This window comes from Actinoplanes awajinensis subsp. mycoplanecinus (assembly GCF_001509495.1).
GTDB classification, from domain to species: Bacteria; Actinomycetota; Actinomycetes; order Mycobacteriales; family Micromonosporaceae; genus Actinoplanes; species Actinoplanes palleronii.
The window spans coordinates 139,739-155,360 of record NZ_LLZH01000178.1; the positions used below are offsets into that span (position 1 = coordinate 139,739).

A 15,622-nucleotide genomic window follows, 5' to 3' on the forward strand; every position below is an offset into this window, starting at 1 on the left:
CGCCGACGCGGGCCCGGAAAGGTTCTTCAGGAACGGCGCTGGGTGAGCAGGGCGATCAGGCCGAGGACCGCGACCGTTCCGCCGTACCAGAGGGCAGTGGTGTGCAGGCCGACGTGGTTGGCCACCTGGCCGGCGATCACGGCCGGGATGCTGAACGCGGCGTACGAGATGGTCAGCGCGACGGCGAGCAGCTCGCCCCGCTCGTGCGGCTCGGCGATCCGGGCCAGCGTGCTGAACGACGCCAGCGCGGCCGCACCGAAGCCGACCCCGGAGACCACGGTGCCGACGGTGGCCAGCGCCAGGCTGTCGGCCAGCAGACCGGCCACCCCGAGCGCCCCGCCGGCGAGCAGGCCGGACCCGGCGACGGTGAGCACCCGGCTGGTGGCGACCTTGCGCATCAGGAACGAGGTGACCGCGCCGGCGCCGCAGACCAGGGCGACCACCAGGCCGCCGAGCAGGTGGTCGTGGATGCCGAACGAGGCGGCAGCGACCGACGGGCCGAGCGAGAGGTAGAGCCCGCCCAGTGCCCAGCTGGCCACGATGATCGGGACCAGGGCGAACAGGGAACCGCGCAGCCGGGCCGGCACGCCGAGCCGCGGGACCAGCGAGGCGGCCGCACCGGGGCGGCGAGCCGAGGTCTCCGGCATCCAGGCCACCGCCAGACCGGCGACGACCATGCCGACCAGCAGCACCGCGTAGACCAGGTGGGTCGGGAACGGCGCGTACTCCACCAGGATTCCGCAGCCGAACGCGCCCAGCCCGAGCCCGGCCACCGGGGCGATGCCGCTGATCAGGCCGGCCCGCCCGGGTGCGTGCTCCGGGTTGAGGTCGATCAGGGCGGCGCCCAGCGTGCTGAGCGCGGCGCCGGTGGCCACGCCCTGCACGATCCGCGCGATCAGCAGCGTGGTGACGTCGCCGGCGGCCAGGAACAGGGCCAGTGAGACGGCCTCCAGCGCGATCGCCCCGGCCAGCACCGGGCGGCGGCCGACGTAGTCGGAGAGCGCGCCGAGGGTGAGCAGGGTGGCGATCAGGGCGACCACGTAGACCGCGAAGACCACGGTGAGCATCGCCGGGGAGAAGCCCCAGAGGTGCTGGTAGACGACGTAGAGCGGGGATGGGACGGCGGCCGCGGCGGCGAACGTCACCAGGATGGCGGCGATCGCGGTGAACGCGGCGGGCCGGCTCAGGCGGGCCGGTGCGGCGGTGCGCTCGGCGACGATGGTCATGCAGCTCTCCCGTGATTGAACAGACAGGTCTGTCTAGTTGCGGGTTCTGACAGTAGACAGATCTGTCTGTTAGCGTCAATTGCATGTCCGTCACGTCACCCCGCAGGTCGGCCCGGGAAAAACTGCTGGCCGCCGCGGATGAGCTGTTCTACGCCGAGGGTGTGCACACCGTCGGGATCGATCGCGTGATCGAGCGCGCCGGCGTCGCCAAGGCGTCGCTCTACTCCGCGTTCGGCAACAAGGACGGCCTGGTCCGGGCGTATCTGCAGGGCCGGCACGAGGAGCGCCGCAACCGGATCCTGGGCCGGCTGGAGCGGTATGACGATCCGCGGGAGCGGCTGCTCGGGATCTTCGACTCGCTCGCCGAGTCGGCGGCGAAACCGGGCTTCCGGGGCTGCGCGTTCTACAACGCCGGCGCCGAGTCCGACCCGAACGGGGTGGTCCGCGAGGAGTCCTCGGCGAACCGGGCCTGGACCCGGCAGCTGATGACCGATCTCGCCCGGGAAGCGGGTGCGGCGGACCCGGCCGCGCTGACCGAGCAGCTGGTGATCCTCTACGACGGCGCGACTGTCGGCTCCCGCCAGGACGGCGGCCCGGCCGCCGCCCGGGGCGCCAAGGCGATCGCCGCCACGCTGGTCGACGCCGCCCTCACGCGCTAGCCCCCCGGCTGGACCCGCGCGGGGCCCGGCGGGCGCGCGGGGCACGGTCCCCGGCTGGGCCTCAGGGGTGCCTCCGCGACGCGGAGACACCCCTGAGAGCCAGCTGTTACGTACCCCATGGGGGTTATCGGTCTTGAGGCGCCGGATCGGTGAGCGGCTCGGCGACCCGGGCCGCCGGGAGCAGCGGCTGCGAATCGGAGAGCTCGGCGCTCAGCTCGGCCTCGTCGGCGACCAGGTCGGTGGGTTCGGCGAGCTTGCGGGTGCGGATCAGCGAGGCCAGCGCGCCCAGGACGGCCATGCCGATCGCCATCCAGAACACGATCACCAGGCCGTCGTGGAACGGGTTCGCGATCAGCCGGGGGAAGAACTCCAGGCCGGTCAGGTTCGCGGCGTTGCCGGCCGGCAACGCGTTCAGGGTCTGCGGGCCGAGCAACTCGGCGATCGGGTTGTAGCCGAGGAATGCCGCGAACAGCGTGCCCACCGGCGGCAACTCGGCGGCCCGGGCGGCCACGTCGGCCGGCACACCCTGCGCGGTCAGGCCGGCGTGCAGGCTGGCCGGCAGCGAGTCGGCCAGCCCGGCCACCATCAGCGAGAAGAAGACGCCGATCGAGAGCACCTGGCCGGCGTTCATGAAGGTGGCCCGCATGCCGGACGCGGCGCCGCGCATGTTCGCCGGGACGCTGGACATCAGCAGTGAGGTGTTCGGCGCCGAGAACAGGCCGCCGCCCAGACCGTTGATGAAGATCAGAACGGCGAACCAGGGATAGCTGAAGTCACCCGGCACGAGCAGCAGCCCGGCGAACGACACGGCCATCACCAGCAGGCCACCGGCCGCGAACAGGCGGGCGCCGAACCGATCGGAGAGGAACCCGGAGAGCGGACCGGCCAGCAGGAAGCCGATGGTCAGCGGGACCAGGTAGATGCCGGCCCAGAGCGGGGTCTGCTCGTAGTCGTACCCGTGCAGCGGCAGCCAGATGCCCTGCAGCCAGATGATCAGCATGAACTGCAGGCCGCCACGGGCCACGCTGGCCAGCAGGTTGGCCAGGTTGCCGCCGGTGAAGGCGGGATCGCGGAACAGCTTGAGCGGGAACATCGGCTCGGCGACCCGGGTCTCGATGACCCCGAAGACGACGAGCACCGCCGCGCCGCCGATCAGGCCGGTCAGCACCCACGGGTTGGTCCAGCCCTGGGTGTGCCCGCCGTACGGCTGGATCCCGTACGTGATGGCGACCAGCACCGCGGTGAGCCCGGCCGCGAACGTGGTGTTGCCCCACCAGTCGATCGTGGCTTTACGGCGCACCCCGGTGTCGTGCAGCGACCGGTACGCCCAGACCGCCCCGATCACGCCGAGCGGGATGTTCACCCAGAACACCGAGCGCCAGTCCCACTCGGCCAGGATCCCGCCGGCGACCAGGCCGATGAACGAGCCGGCCAGCGCCGAGACGATGTTGACGCCGAGCGCCATGCCCCGCTGCTCGGGCGGGAACGCGTCGGTGATGATCGCCGCCGAGTTCGCCATCAGCATGGCGCCGCCGACGGCCTGCGCGACCCGCCACCCGATCAGCCAGATCGCGCCGCCGCTGCCGGTGAACGGGTCGACGGCGAGGATGACCGAGGTGACCGTGAAGATCGCGAACCCGGCGTTGTAGATCTTGACCCGGCCGTACATGTCGCCGAGCCGGCCGAGCGTCACCACCAGCACCGCGGTGACGAGCATGTAGCCCATCAGCATCCAGAGCAGGTAGCTGACGTTGCCCGGCGCCAGCGGGTTGATGTTGATGCCCTTGAAGATGGCGGGCAGCGAGATCAGCACGATCGACGAGTTGATTGTGGCCAGGAGGTTGCCGAGCGTGGTGTTGGAGAGCGCGACCCACTTGTAACGCGGATGATCCACGGCGAGCATGCGATCAGTCCTTCCGATCTTCCATCAGCAGGTCATTCAGGCTGCCCAGGGCGGGCAGTGCGGCCACGATCGCGGCCTGCTCGCCCGCGGGCAGCCGGCGCAGCAGCCCGGCGAGCACCTCGGCGCGCTCGGCACGGCGCCGGGCGACCGCGTCCCGCCCGGCGTCGGTGATCCCGACCATCACCGCGCGGCCGTCGGCCGGGTCACTGCTCCGGGTGGCCAGGCCGTCCCGTTCCAGACGGGTGACCAGCTGCGTCATGGCCGGCTGGGTCACACCCTCGGGGGCGTGCAGCTCGCAGAGCCGGTGCGGTCCGGTTCGCTCCAGCCGGGCCAGGGTGGACGCGGCGGTGAGGCTGAGTTCCACCCGCGGTGTGATCCGCCGGAGGCCCGCGTAGAGAGATTCGAAGGCGGACGCGATGGCCGCGTCCTCGTCCGGGATGCGCACAGAAAATTTATATCATGTGCTTATGCAACTGTGCGGGGGTGGTCAGGTGTATTCCACCTGACGTGCGGCCGGGAATTCACACATGTTGCGGCCCGGGCTGCGACCATAACCAACCATGGACGAGTTCTGGCTCCATCCGAGGCTGGGGACGGCAACTCGGGACGGCCGGGCGCCACGGCACTACCTGGTGGCTCTTCAGCACGCCGTGCACACCATCGACGTCGACCCGCGTTGGCAGCAGTGGTGGAACTCCAGCGGCATCCGCGGGTGCCAGCTCGGCATCGTCACCGAGGGCCGCGAGCACCTGCGGCCCAGCGCCGACATCCGCCGGGTCGACGACCAGCTCCGCGCGATCTTCACCTGCGCGCTCCCGCCGGACTGCTCGGACCAGGAGCTGATGCGGCGCGCGGTGACCGAGGTCCGGACCATGTTCGAGGTGATCCGGGAGGCGATGGCACTGCCCGACCTGCCGCCGAGCCCGGAGCCGGCCCCGCCACCGGCCGGCGCGGACGACCTGCCGGTGATCGAGAAGGCGCTCACCTCGGTGCCCCGTGAGCTCGAGGAGCAGGGCTACCTGACGCTGACCCAGGTGCAGAATTTCTTCGGGTGACCACACCGTGCTGCTATCCGTCGTCCTGATGATCGCCGGACTCGTACCGGCTCCGGCCCCCGTCATGATCGCCCGGTACGGCTTCAACGGCCGGGTCGCCACGATCCTCGACGAGTCCGGCCTCGGTCACAACCTGCGGGTCGTCGCCGGCCACGGCGGGCAGGTCCGTCCGGTGGTGCACGGGCCGGGCAACGCGCTGGCCTTCCCGCCCCGCTGCGTGGCGTCGCTCTGCCCGCACGTGGCGTTGCAGAGCCCGAACACCGCCGACCTGAACCCGGGCACCCGCAACCTCGCGTACGGCGCCGACGTGCTGCTGCTGCCGACACAGACCAGCAAGGGGCAGAACGTGCTGCAGAAGGGCTACTCGAAGACCAGCAGCCAGTACAAACTGCAGATCGACGGGGTGGCCGGGCAGCCCAGCTGCGTGCTCGTCGACGTACGCCGGCCGGGGATCCGGATGGTGCGCAGCTCGGTCTCCGCCGCCGACGGGCACTGGCACAGCGTGCGCTGCGAGCGGGCCGGCAGCCGGTTCGACATCTACGTGGACGAGGTGCTGCGCGGCCGGAGCCGGATCCCGGCCACGCTGTCGGTGGCGAACAACCGGCCGCTGAGCATCGGGGGCAAGGGCGCCTACCGGGACAACGACCAGTTCAACGGCGCCCTCGACAACGTGTGGCTGCGGATCGGCTAGCCGTGCAGGGCGGTCAGTAGCGCGTTGTCGGGGGAGTCGCCGGAGAGCTCCCAGGCGAAGACACCGCCGAGCGCCTTGCTCCGGGCGTACTCGACCTTGCCGCGGACGGTGGCCGGGGTGTCGTACGACCACCACTGCGCCCCGCACCGGGCATACGCGGTCCCGCCCACCGTCCCGGTCGGCGGGCACCGACCGGCGAGGATCTTGTAGTCCTCCATCCCCTTCTCGTACTTCCCGGGCGCCGGACCGGTCGCCGCCGCACCCGGCGTGGCGCTGGCCACCCCGGTCCAGCCGCGCCCGTAGAACCCGACGCCGAAGAGCACCTTCGCGGCCGGCACCCCCTGCCGCAGCAGCTCGGACACGGTCGCCTCGGCGGTCGCACCGGCCCGCGGGATTCCCGGGTACGCGGTCAGCGGCGAGTGCGGCGCGGTGTGCACGTCGGTGTTCCCGGCGCCGAAGTAGTCGTACGTCATGGCACTGAGCCAATCCGCCTGCGCCGCCGCCCCGGAGTAATCCGCGGCCTGGAGTTTCCGCACGTCACCCGGCACCGCCGCGGTGATCAGCGCGCCGGCGCCGAAGGCGGTGCGCAGCCCGCCCAGCAGCCCGGTCAGCGCGTCCCGCCCGCTGGCGTCGCAGCTGATCCCGCACGCGTTCGGGTACTCCCAGTCCACGTCGATGCCGTCGAACACCCCGGCCCAGCGCGGGTCGGTGACCAGGTCGTGGCACGACGTGGCGAACGCCGCCGGGTCCTTGGCCGCCGCGGTGAACCCGGCCGACCACGACCACCCGCCGAACGACCAGAGGATCTTGAGGCCGGGGTGGGCCGCCTTCAGCTTCTTCAGCTGCCCGAAGTTGCCGCGCAGCGGGTCGGTGGGCGAGTCCGCGACGCCGTCGACACTGTCCGCCGCGCTGACCGGCTTCTGGTACGCCGCCCACGCGTCACCGACCCCGCAGCGTCCGCCGTCGACCTTGCCGAACGCGTACATCAGGTGGGTGAGCCGGTCGGCCGCGACGTTCTTCACCCGGAAGCCGCGCCCGTAGACCCCCCACTCGGTGAAATATCCGGCCACCACCCGGGTGACCGGGGGAGCGGGTTCGGGGCGGGACGGCGACTGACACGCCGACAAGATCAGCAGGAGAAGGGCGAAAGTCGCCGAACGGGCACGCACCGGCACGAAGCTAGCCCCCGGGACGGGTGATCTGCCCGCCGTTCCCTCGTTCGAGTGCGGGTGAGCCGGGCGGGACCGGCTGTGCGATCGTCGAGCCGTGGCACTGAGCCCGGAGTTGCGCACCCTGTTCACCTGGCGACGCGTGCTGCGCCGGGCCCGAGCCGTGCTGCGCAGCGCGACCACCACGTTCGTGGTGGTGACCGTGGCGCTGTGGCTGATGCCCGGTGTCGCCAGCGCCGACATCGCCGACACCCTGGGCCTGGTGGTGCTGGTTGCGCTGGTCGGCGCGGTGCTGCGCCCGCTGCTGCTGCTCGGGGTCACCGCGCTGGGCGGCTGGGGCGCGATGCTGTTCGGGGTGGTTGCCCAGGTCGTGGTGATGATGGTGGCGCTCAAGCTGGATCCGGCGAACCGGATCCGCGGGCTGCCGACCCTGGTGACCGCGGCGATCCTGGCGGTGGTCTTCGCGGCCCTGCTGGACTGGATGGCCGAGGCCGGCAGCGACGACACGTTCGTCCGGGAGGCCCGGCGGCTGATGCGCGGGGTGCGCCGCCGCGCGGCCCGGCGTGCCGGTGGCCCGCTACTGACCCTGCGCCGGTCGCGCCCGGGCACCGCGCCGGGCCTGCTGGTGATCCAGCTCGACGGGGTGGCCGAGCCGGTGCTGCGCTGGGCGATCCGGGCCGGCAACCTGCCGATCCTCGGGCACTGGCTGCGTTCCGGCAGCCACACCCTGCGCCCCTGGCACACCGGCCTGCCGTCCACCACCCCGGCGTCGCAGGCCGGCATCCTGCACGGTGCGTCCCGGCAGATCCCGGCGTTCCGCTGGTTCGAGAAGGACACCGGCAAGGTGATGGTCTCCAACCGGCCCCGCGACGCCGCGGTGATCGAGGTGCGGCTCAGCGACGGTCACGGCCTGCTCAGCGGGGGCGGGGTGAGCATCAGCAACGCGTTCGGCGGTGACGCCGCGACCAACCTGCTGACGGTCAGCCACGCCGCGCTGCCGGGCCGGTCGGCGCGGGGCTGGGCGGCGTTCATGGCGTCGCCGTACGGCTTCACCCGCGCCCTGGTCCTCGGCGTCGCCGAGGTGCTCACCGAGCTGCACCAGGCCCGCCTGCAGCGCCGGCGCAACCTGCAGCCGCGGGTCAGCCGCTCCGGCGCGTTCCTGGCCCTGCGCCCGGCCTCGATGCTGCTGCGCGACGTGAACGTCTCGCTGATGGCCGAGCAGATGGCCCGCGGCGTCCCGGTGATCTATTGCGACCTGGTCGACTACGACGAGGTGGCGCACCACGCCGGCCCGGCCCGGCCGGAGTCGATGCGCCAGCTGGAGAGCCTGGACCGGATGCTCGGTGTGCTCGAACGGCTGTCACCGGAGGCCGCCCGCCACTACCACGTCGTGGTGCTCTCCGACCACGGGCAGAGCCAGGGCGCCACGTTCCGGCAGCGGCACGGCGAGACCCTCGACCAGGTGGTCGAGCGGCTGACCGCGCCGGATTCCGCGTCCGCTCCCCGGCATCCCGCCGAGGAGCAGGGCAAACGCGCGCCGGACCCGCCCTCGGCCGCGCCGCTGCTGGTGATGTCGTCCGGGAACCTGTCGCTGGTCTACCTGACCCGCTTCCCGCACCGGGTCCTGCGGGCCGAGATCGAAGAGACATACCCCAGGTTGATCGCCGGGTTGGCCGCCCATCCGGGCATCGGGTTGGTGGTGGCCGGGGATGAGGACGGACCCATCGCGTACGGGCCGGGAGGCGCCCATCGGCTCACCGACGGTGTGGTGACCGGCAAGGATCCCCTTCTTCCGTACGGTGCGCAGGCCCGCGCCGATCTGCTGCGTCACCAGCGGGCGGCGCACATCGGCGACCTCGTCGTGATCAGCTCGGTGGATCCGGAGACCCACGAGGTCGCCGCGTTCGAGGAGCTGGTCGGCTCGCACGGGGGCCTGGGCGGCTGGCAGACCGACGCGATGATGGTGCACCCGGCGGCCTGGACGGTGGCCGGCGACCTGGACGGCCCGGACGAGGTGCACCGGCAGTTGGTGGCCTGGCTGGAGATGCTGGGCCTGCGGGAGCCGGTCCGCCCCGCGGTGCCGGCCGGCGACCCGCTGCACGTCGATGACCTGGACCGGGACCTGGCAGCGCGACTTTCGGAGAGCCGGGAGGGTTAGACCGGTGTGCGCCTGGGAGATCTGAAGTTCCTTCTGCTCGTTCCGCTCCTGCTGCTGCCCGCGGTTCCGGCGGCGGCCGCGGTGATCCGGGAGGCGCCGACGTTCAACGGCAACGTCCACGCGATCGCCCGCCGGGGTTCAACCGTTTACGTGGGTGGTGAGTTCACCGCGGCGATCGCGGCGGGGCGGAAGTATCCGCGGCAGCGGCTGGCGGCCTACGACTCCCGTACCGGTGCGCTGCTGCCCTGGAACCCGGCCGCCGACGACACGGTGCGGGCGCTGGTCACCACCCCGGACGCGGTCTACGTGGCCGGCTCGTTCCACACCATCTCCGGCAAGAAGCGGGACTCGGTCGCCCGGCTCAGCCTCGGCTCGGGCCGGCCGGCGCCGTTCGCTCCGGCGGTGGACGGCACCCCGTACGCCCTGGCCGCCGGAAGTGGCCGCCTCTACCTGGCCGGACGCTTCGCCCGGGTGGACGGCGCCGCCCGGTCCAACGTGGCCGCGTTCTCACTGGCCACCGGCCGGCTCGACCCGAAGTGGCACCCGGCCGCCGACGACCGGGTGCACAGCCTCGCGGTCAGCGGCGACCGGCTCTACCTGGGCGGCGGCTTCCACAGCGTGGACGGGGTCCGTGGCACGCTCCGGCTGGCCGTGGTGGGCGGGCGTACCGGCGCGGTCGACAAGCTGTTCCTGCCACGCCCGGTGGCCGAGGTGAACGCGATCGCGGTGGACGGCGCGGGCGTCTACGTGGCGACCGGCGGGCAGGGCGGGCGGGCCGTGGCATATGCCTTCGACGGCAAGCTGCGCTGGCAGCGCGTCTTCGACGGTGACGCCGTCGCGATCACCACGCTGGACGGGGTGACCTACGTGGGCGGGCACTTCGACCGGGCCTGCCTGACCGCGCGCAACGGTCCGCAGGGCGCCTGCCTGGACGGCGCGGTGCCCCGCGTCAAGATCGCGTCGATCACCTCGGCCGGCGTGCTCACGGAGTGGAACCCGCAGGCCAACGGCGTGATCGGAGTCCGCGTACTGAGCCCCGGCCACCACCCGTCAACGATCGAGGCCGGCGGCGACTTCACCACGATCGACAACCACCCCCGCCCCCACTACGTCAGCTTCTAACCCGCCGGGTCCCGCCCCCCCGGCTGGCTCGCAGGGGTGTCTCGGGGGTGGTGAGGGACCCCTGGGCGCCAGCCGGCGGTCCGCTCGCGGTTCTCGGCTGGCTTGTGGGGGTGTCTCGGGGGTGGTGAGGGACCCCTGAGCGCCAGCTGGGGTCAGGTGAGTTTGCGGGTGCGGGCGACCCGTTCGCTGATCGACCAGTAGCGGGCCGGCATCACCCGGGCCAGCAGGTCGGCGGCCCGCGCGGCCTTTGTGATCACCAGGCGCGGCCGGCGGGACTGGATCGCGGCCACGATCTGCCGGGCCGCCTCCTCCGGCGGCAGGGTCAGCGCCGTCTCGTGGAAGTGCCGGTTGTCGGCCGCCTGCGCGCCGTCCGCGTCGGTGCCGCTGAGCCGGGCGTTCAGGGCGATGTTGGTGCGCACCCCGCCGGGATGGACCACCGTCACGCCGACACCGCGCGGCGCCAGCTCGTGCCGCAGCGCCTCGGTGAAGCCGCGCACCGCGTACTTGCTCGTCGCATACGCCACCTGGCCGGGCGGCGCGATCAGGCCGAACAGGCTCGAGATGTTGACCACGTGCGAACCGGGCCGGGCGAGCAACTGCGGCAGGAACGCCTTGGTCATCCGGAGCACGGCATGCAGGTTGATCTCCAGCAGCCACTCCACGTCGGCCATCCGGTTCTGCTCGAACGTCCCGGACAGCGTTACCCCGGCGTTGTTGATCAAAAGATCCGCACCACCGAGGCGGGACGAGACTTCCGCGGCGAGATCGCCGCGGTCCGCACCGTCGCTGAGATCGATTTCGTACGTCGAGACGTCCGTCGCGCCGAGGTCCCGGGCCATCTTGGCGATCCCGGCCAGCCCGTCGGTGTCCTTGTCGACCAGGACCAGCACGGCGCGCCGCCGGGCGAGCTCCAGGGTCAGTGCCGCGCCGATCCCGCCGGCCGCCCCGGTGATCACGCAGGTGCGTCCCGCGAACGTGAACCGTTGCACGTCTAGCCCCTTCCGTGCGCTCCGTGGCCGCGCTGTCACTGGCGATTATCCCGGTCTGCGGCCGATCCCGCCCGCCCCGTCCTACTGATAACCGCCGCTTACCAGTGACACAGGATGCCCATAGGGACGGTGGCCAGTCTCTTCGGAGCGAAGCAACCGACCGAGGAGCAGACATGACCGCGTATGACCCCTCAGAACGCTCCGCCCCCGCTCACCCGGCCGGCCCGCCGGTCTCCTGGCCGCCGTCGGCCGAGTTCGCCGCCCGGCCGCCCGAACCCGAGCCGGCGCACGGCTCCTGGGCCGGCGCGACCGGGTCGTGGTCGGCCGAGCGGGAGATACCGACAAACCAGTGGCAGTCCCCGACCGGCGAGCCGGGAGGTGTGCCCGCCGCCTGGCTCGACTCCCCCGTGGCGCCAGGCGGCGCGCACGCTTCCCGGGACCGCCCGGGCGGCTGGTCCTCGGACGACAACTGGGGCGCCGACCCCGCCCGCGCCGCCTATGCCTCGTCCGCTTCGGCGGCTGTCGCTTCCACCGGGTACCGGGAGCCGGTTCCGGCGCAGCACGTTCACCGCGAGGTGGGGGTGCACGCCGCACCGGCCGCCGAGCCCGCGCCGTGGGCGCCGCCGGGCGCTGGCCAGCCCGGCGAGGACGGCAGGCCGGCCCGGAGGAGTCCGAAGATGGCGCTGGTCGCCGCCCTGGTCGCGGCCGCGCTGGCCGGCGCGGGAGTGGGCGCCGGTGTCACCGCGGCACTCTCCGGGGACAGCAGCTCGTCGGTGCCCGCCGGTGGTGCACCAGGTCAGGGCGGTGGCGCACCCGGCCAGAACGGGCAGGCGCCGACCGGCACTCAGCCGTCCGCCGCCGCGACCGGCACCTGAACTTTCCTCTGGGGGTAGAAGCAGAGATGGTCCCTGCCGTGGGCGGCGGGGACCATCTCTGTGTTCCGGGAGCACGCTCAGGGCGGTGCTCTGTGCGTACCAGAAAAATGAAGCGCGGACCGGGATGCTGACAGCGGCCCGGACCAAAGTCGATCTTGGATTGGGCCGGCCGGGTCAGACCGGGTTCTCCTCGGCCGGAGCGGCCGGAGCAGCGGGGGCCGCCGAAGTCGGTGCGATGGCGGCGGCTGCGGCGCGGGCTCGGCGGCGGCGGATGTGCCGGACGTGCAGCGTCACGTAGGTCGCGACGGCGGCCACGCCCAGCCCGATGGCCAGCCATTTGTACCTGTGCGCGTGCTCCATGATCATCACAAGGTTCGAGCCGAGCAGGTACGACACCGTGGTCCACCAGCCGACCCAGAGGGCCGCGCCGATCGCGTTGTAGATCAGGAAGGTCTTCCACGGCATGTTGGTGATGCCGGCGATCACGCCGTTGAGCTGCCGCAACCCGTCGATGAACCGGGCCACCACGATGATCCGGTTGCCGCGCCGGGCGAAGAACTGCTCGGCCTTCTCCAGGCGTTCCGGGGTGACGAAGATGTATTTCCCGAACCGGTCGACGACCTTGCGGCCGCCGCGCAGGCCGATCCAGTACCCGATGTTGTCGCCGACCACCGCGGCGATGAACGAGATCAGCGCGACCACGTAGATGTTCAACCGGCCGGTGCCGGAGTAGATCGACGCGGCCACCATGATCGTCTGGCCCGGCGCTGGCACACCGAAACTCTCCACGCCGATCACTGCGGCGATGGCCAGATAACCCCAGCGGTCCAGGAGCGGGGCGACGCTGTGCAGGAATCCGGGGAGCTCGGTTGAAGGTGGCATCGGCTAACACGGTAGCCGCCGATGGTGACGCCGGTCGCACGGACCTGGTTCCGTTACCACGGTCAGACCTTTCGGGTAGCGGCCCGGTACACGTTCGGTGAGAGTGAACGGATGCTCGATACCGGCGTGGTGACGCGCACCCGGACGGCCCCGGCACTCGCCGCGCTCTCGGTCGGCACCTTCGCCATCGGGATGACCGAGTTCGTGATCACCGGCCTGCTGCCGGACATCGCCACCGACCTGCGGGTCAGCATCCCGACCGCGGGTCTGTTGATTTCCGGGTACGCCCTGAGCGTCGTCTTCGGCGGTCCCCTGGTGACCAGCCTGCTCGTCGCGCGCTCCCGCCGGCCGGTGCTGGTCGGGTTGCTTGCCTTCTTCGTGCTCGGCAACGTGCTGTCGGCGCTGGCCACGGCGTACCCGTTGATGTTGGCGGGCCGGGTGGTGGCCGCGCTCGGACACGGCTCGTTCATCGGTTTCGCCACCGTGGTCGCCGGTGACCTGATGCCGGATCGGCGCAGCCGGGCGATCGGGGCGATGCTCGCCGGTCTCACCCTGTCGACGGTGGCCGGGGCGCCGCTCGGCACCCTGCTCGGTCAGCAGCTCGGCTGGCGGGCCACGTTCTGGACGATGGCCGGGCTGGGGCTGATCGCGGCACTGGCCACCGCGCTGTTCGTACCGGACAGCCGGCCGGCGCGCAGCACCGGGCAGCTCGGCGCGTTCCGGAACCTCGAGCTGTGGCTGGCCCTGGCGCTGACCGCGTGCGCGTTCGGTGCGGTGTACGCCCCGTACACCTACGTGGCGCCGCTGATGACCGACGTGGCCGGGTTCCCGGTGGGCGCGCTGCCCTGGCTGCTGGCCCTGTTCGGCACCGGACTCGTACTGGGCAACGTGATCGGCGCGCGAGCCGCGGACCGGTGGCTGATGGGCACCGTCGTCGGCGCCTCGGTGGCCATGCTCGCGGTCCTGCTGATCTTCCCGGTGGCCGCGCGTTCACCGGCCCCCGCCGCGATCACGCTCTTCGTGCTCGGCGTGGTCGCGTACGCCACGGTGCCGGGCCTGACCAACCGGGTGCTTGTCGCCGCCGGCCCGGACGGGCAGAACCTGCTCGCCTCGTCGGCCGCGGTGTCGGCGTTCAACCTGGGGAACGCGGCCGGTGCGTACTTCGGCGGCCGGGCGATCGCGGACGGCTGGGGCTACGCCTCGACGCCGTTGGTCGGCGCGGGGATGGAGGCTCTCGCGCTGGTCCTGGCCGGGGTCCTGCTCGCAAGAAGGTCCCGATCCACGCTGGACCGGGACCTTCTCGACGACAGGGTTTAGCTGGTTGCTCTACAGCGTCCCGCTCTGCTTACAGCGTCCCGCTCTGCTTTACAGCGTCTCGCTGGCGAGCTGGCCGCGCAGCTTGACGAGCGCCTTGGTCAGCAGGCGGGAGACGTGCATCTGGGAGATGCCGATCTGGTCGGCGATCTGCGACTGGGTCAGGTTGCCGTAGAACCGCAGGGTCAGGATCTTCTGCTCCCGCTCGTTGAGCGTGGCGAGTGCGGGGCCGAGGGCCACGCGGGTCTCGGCCAGCTCGAACTCGTGGTCCTCGCCGCCGAGGGTGTCGCCCAGCTCGGTGGTGCCGTCGGCGCTGATCGGGGTGGAGAGGCTCGTGGCGTTGTAGGCGCGGGCGCCTTCCAGGCCCTCCAGCACCTCCTCCTCGCTGATACCGAGGTAACCGGCGATGTCCGGCACGGTCGGCGAGCGGTCCAGGCGGTGGGTCAGGGTGCTGTTCGCCTCGGTGATCGCGAGGCGGAGCTCCTGCAGACGGCGCGGGACGCGGACCGACCAGGTGCGGTCGCGGAAGTGGCGCTTGATCTCGCCGATGATGGTCGGGATCGCGTAGCCGGCGAAGTCGACACCGCGCTCCGGGTCGAACTTGTCGACTGCCTTGATCAGACCGACCATGGCGGTCTGGATCAGGTCGTCGGTGGGCTCGCCGCGACCGGAGTACCGGTTGGCGAGGTGGCGAGCCAGCGGCTGCCAGGCCTCGATCGCCCGGTCGCGCAGCGCAGCCCGGGACGGGTGCCCGGCCGGCATCGCGGCCATCGCGTTGAGCAGTTCCGCCGCGCTGTCAACGGGGCTTTCGGCGCTGGCCTCCGTCGTCGTCGCGACGGAAGTCGAAGTCGAAGTCTCCATGACTGTCATGCGTGGTCCTCCCTGGCACCTTCCCGAAGAGCCGGTCCCATTCGTGCTTGGGGCCTGGATCGTCGGGGTATCCATCTCCACAGACGACGCGTTCAAGACCGTCGCCGTCCGCTGCTGCTGTCTGTTCGGCTGCGACCACCCTAGCCGGTCGACCGAGGAAAGACTAGCCGAAAGTATGAGTGACACTCGGCCGAGTGGAGTGCTGGGCCTCGATGGCCGGCGAACCTGCAGGTGAGGCCTTTATAAAGCGCCCTCCTTATATAGGGAGCCGCTGACCATCCGGAATCGTGTGATCACAGTGCGCACAATGGGCGCACCGTTCACGCCCGTATCGACTGGTCCGGTGCGGCCCGGAGCACTCATCTGCCTCACGCGTGTCGTCCTCGGGGGGTCGATTTGGTGTCGTGCGGGGGACCGGGTAATGTTCTCCAAGTCGCAGGGAAACGGGCGAGGCAAGCGGGGAGATCCGCTACCGGCCGTCCTGCGAAACCCCAAAGACTGAACGCGAGAATTCATCGTGTAAGGTTCCGCGGGACTCGAGCGAAAATCGGTTCGGTTAAATCTGAGGGAAACCGCGGATTTGGCGAAACGAAAGAGCGAGAGTAAAGTCGAACGAGTGCCCCGGGGAACGGGCCGCGAGAGCGGAACGTTTGAAGGTGTGCGGTTGTTCTTTGAGAACTCAACAGGGTGCTTGATAAGCCAGTGCCAA

14 protein-coding genes are annotated in these 15,622 nt (G+C 71.5%); 7 read left to right on the top strand and 7 right to left on the bottom strand.

Features of this window, described 5'->3' with window-relative positions; all coding sequences use genetic code 11:
* Positions 1–26: 26 nt before the first annotated feature.
* Positions 27–1,226: an MFS transporter gene (locus ADL15_RS20510; RefSeq protein WP_067693409.1), complete on the bottom strand. Its 1,200-nt coding sequence runs from the start codon at positions 1,224–1,226 to the stop codon at positions 27–29.
* 83 nt (positions 1,227–1,309) lie between these two features.
* Between ADL15_RS20510 and ADL15_RS20515 the strand changes: the two genes are divergently transcribed.
* Entirely contained in the window at positions 1,310–1,885 is a 576-nt protein-coding gene (locus ADL15_RS20515; RefSeq protein WP_067693412.1) for a TetR/AcrR family transcriptional regulator, read from the top strand.
* Positions 1,886–2,009: 124 nt separating this feature from the next.
* Here the strand turns inward: ADL15_RS20515 and ADL15_RS20520 are convergent, their stop codons facing one another.
* Positions 2,010–3,788, bottom strand: a complete 1,779-nt coding sequence (locus tag ADL15_RS20520; RefSeq protein ID WP_067693416.1) for an MFS transporter — start codon at positions 3,786–3,788, stop codon at positions 2,010–2,012.
* A gap of 4 nt (positions 3,789–3,792) precedes the next feature.
* On the bottom strand, positions 3,793–4,233 hold the full coding sequence (locus ADL15_RS20525) for a MarR family winged helix-turn-helix transcriptional regulator (protein WP_067693419.1): 441 nt from the start codon (positions 4,231–4,233) through the stop codon (positions 3,793–3,795).
* A gap of 115 nt (positions 4,234–4,348) precedes the next feature.
* On the opposite strand from ADL15_RS20525, the gene ADL15_RS20530 reads away from it, so the two are divergent.
* Both ADL15_RS20530 and ADL15_RS20535 read left to right on the top strand, forming a co-directional pair.
* Complete coding sequence (locus tag ADL15_RS20530; protein WP_067693422.1) at positions 4,349–4,843, top strand: hypothetical protein; 495 nt, start codon at positions 4,349–4,351, stop codon at positions 4,841–4,843.
* A gap of 7 nt (positions 4,844–4,850) precedes the next feature.
* Positions 4,851–5,534 carry a LamG-like jellyroll fold domain-containing protein gene (locus ADL15_RS20535; protein WP_232344240.1) on the top strand — a complete coding sequence of 228 codons (684 nt, stop codon included), beginning with the start codon at positions 4,851–4,853 and terminating at the stop codon, positions 5,532–5,534.
* On the opposite strand, the gene ADL15_RS20540 is transcribed toward ADL15_RS20535, so the two are convergent.
* The gene (locus tag ADL15_RS20540) at positions 5,531–6,703 is read right to left on the bottom strand and encodes a glycoside hydrolase family 18 protein (RefSeq protein ID WP_067693496.1); all 1,173 of its coding nucleotides are present in this window, start codon (positions 6,701–6,703) and stop codon (positions 5,531–5,533) included. The two genes, ADL15_RS20535 and ADL15_RS20540, sit on opposite strands and share 4 nt — an antisense overlap.
* A 97-nt stretch (positions 6,704–6,800) precedes the next feature.
* Between ADL15_RS20540 and ADL15_RS20545 the strand changes: the two genes are divergently transcribed.
* Positions 6,801–8,861, top strand: a complete 2,061-nt coding sequence (locus tag ADL15_RS20545; protein ID WP_067693428.1) for an alkaline phosphatase family protein — start codon at positions 6,801–6,803, stop codon at positions 8,859–8,861.
* A 6-nt stretch (positions 8,862–8,867) separates the two neighbouring features.
* Positions 8,868–9,983, top strand: coding sequence for an NHL repeat-containing protein (locus ADL15_RS20550; RefSeq protein WP_067693431.1), 1,116 nt, complete (start codon positions 8,868–8,870; stop codon positions 9,981–9,983).
* Positions 9,984–10,135: 152 nt separating this feature from the next.
* Here the strand turns inward: ADL15_RS20550 and ADL15_RS20555 are convergent, their stop codons facing one another.
* The gene (locus tag ADL15_RS20555) at positions 10,136–10,972 is read right to left on the bottom strand and encodes an SDR family NAD(P)-dependent oxidoreductase (protein WP_067693434.1); all 837 of its coding nucleotides are present in this window, start codon (positions 10,970–10,972) and stop codon (positions 10,136–10,138) included.
* A gap of 173 nt (positions 10,973–11,145) precedes the next feature.
* Between ADL15_RS20555 and ADL15_RS20560 the strand changes: the two genes are divergently transcribed.
* The gene (locus ADL15_RS20560; RefSeq protein ID WP_067693437.1) at positions 11,146–11,847 is read left to right on the top strand and encodes a hypothetical protein; all 702 of its coding nucleotides are present in this window, start codon (positions 11,146–11,148) and stop codon (positions 11,845–11,847) included.
* A 174-nt stretch (positions 11,848–12,021) separates the two neighbouring features.
* Here ADL15_RS20560 and ADL15_RS20565 read toward each other — a convergent pair whose 3' ends face one another.
* Entirely contained in the window at positions 12,022–12,729 is a 708-nt protein-coding gene (locus ADL15_RS20565; RefSeq protein ID WP_067693440.1) for a DedA family protein, read from the bottom strand.
* A 111-nt stretch (positions 12,730–12,840) separates the two neighbouring features.
* Here ADL15_RS20565 and ADL15_RS20570 point away from each other — a divergent pair, with 111 nt between their 5' ends.
* Positions 12,841–14,046 (top strand): MFS transporter, encoded by a 1,206-nt coding sequence (locus tag ADL15_RS20570; RefSeq protein WP_067693499.1) that lies wholly within the window; start codon positions 12,841–12,843, stop codon positions 14,044–14,046.
* Between the two features lie 48 nt (positions 14,047–14,094).
* Here ADL15_RS20570 and ADL15_RS20575 read toward each other — a convergent pair whose 3' ends face one another.
* Positions 14,095–14,913 carry a SigB/SigF/SigG family RNA polymerase sigma factor gene (locus tag ADL15_RS20575; RefSeq protein WP_373873002.1) on the bottom strand — a complete coding sequence of 273 codons (819 nt, stop codon included), beginning with the start codon at positions 14,911–14,913 and terminating at the stop codon, positions 14,095–14,097.
* Between the last annotated feature and the right edge of the window lie 709 nt (positions 14,914–15,622).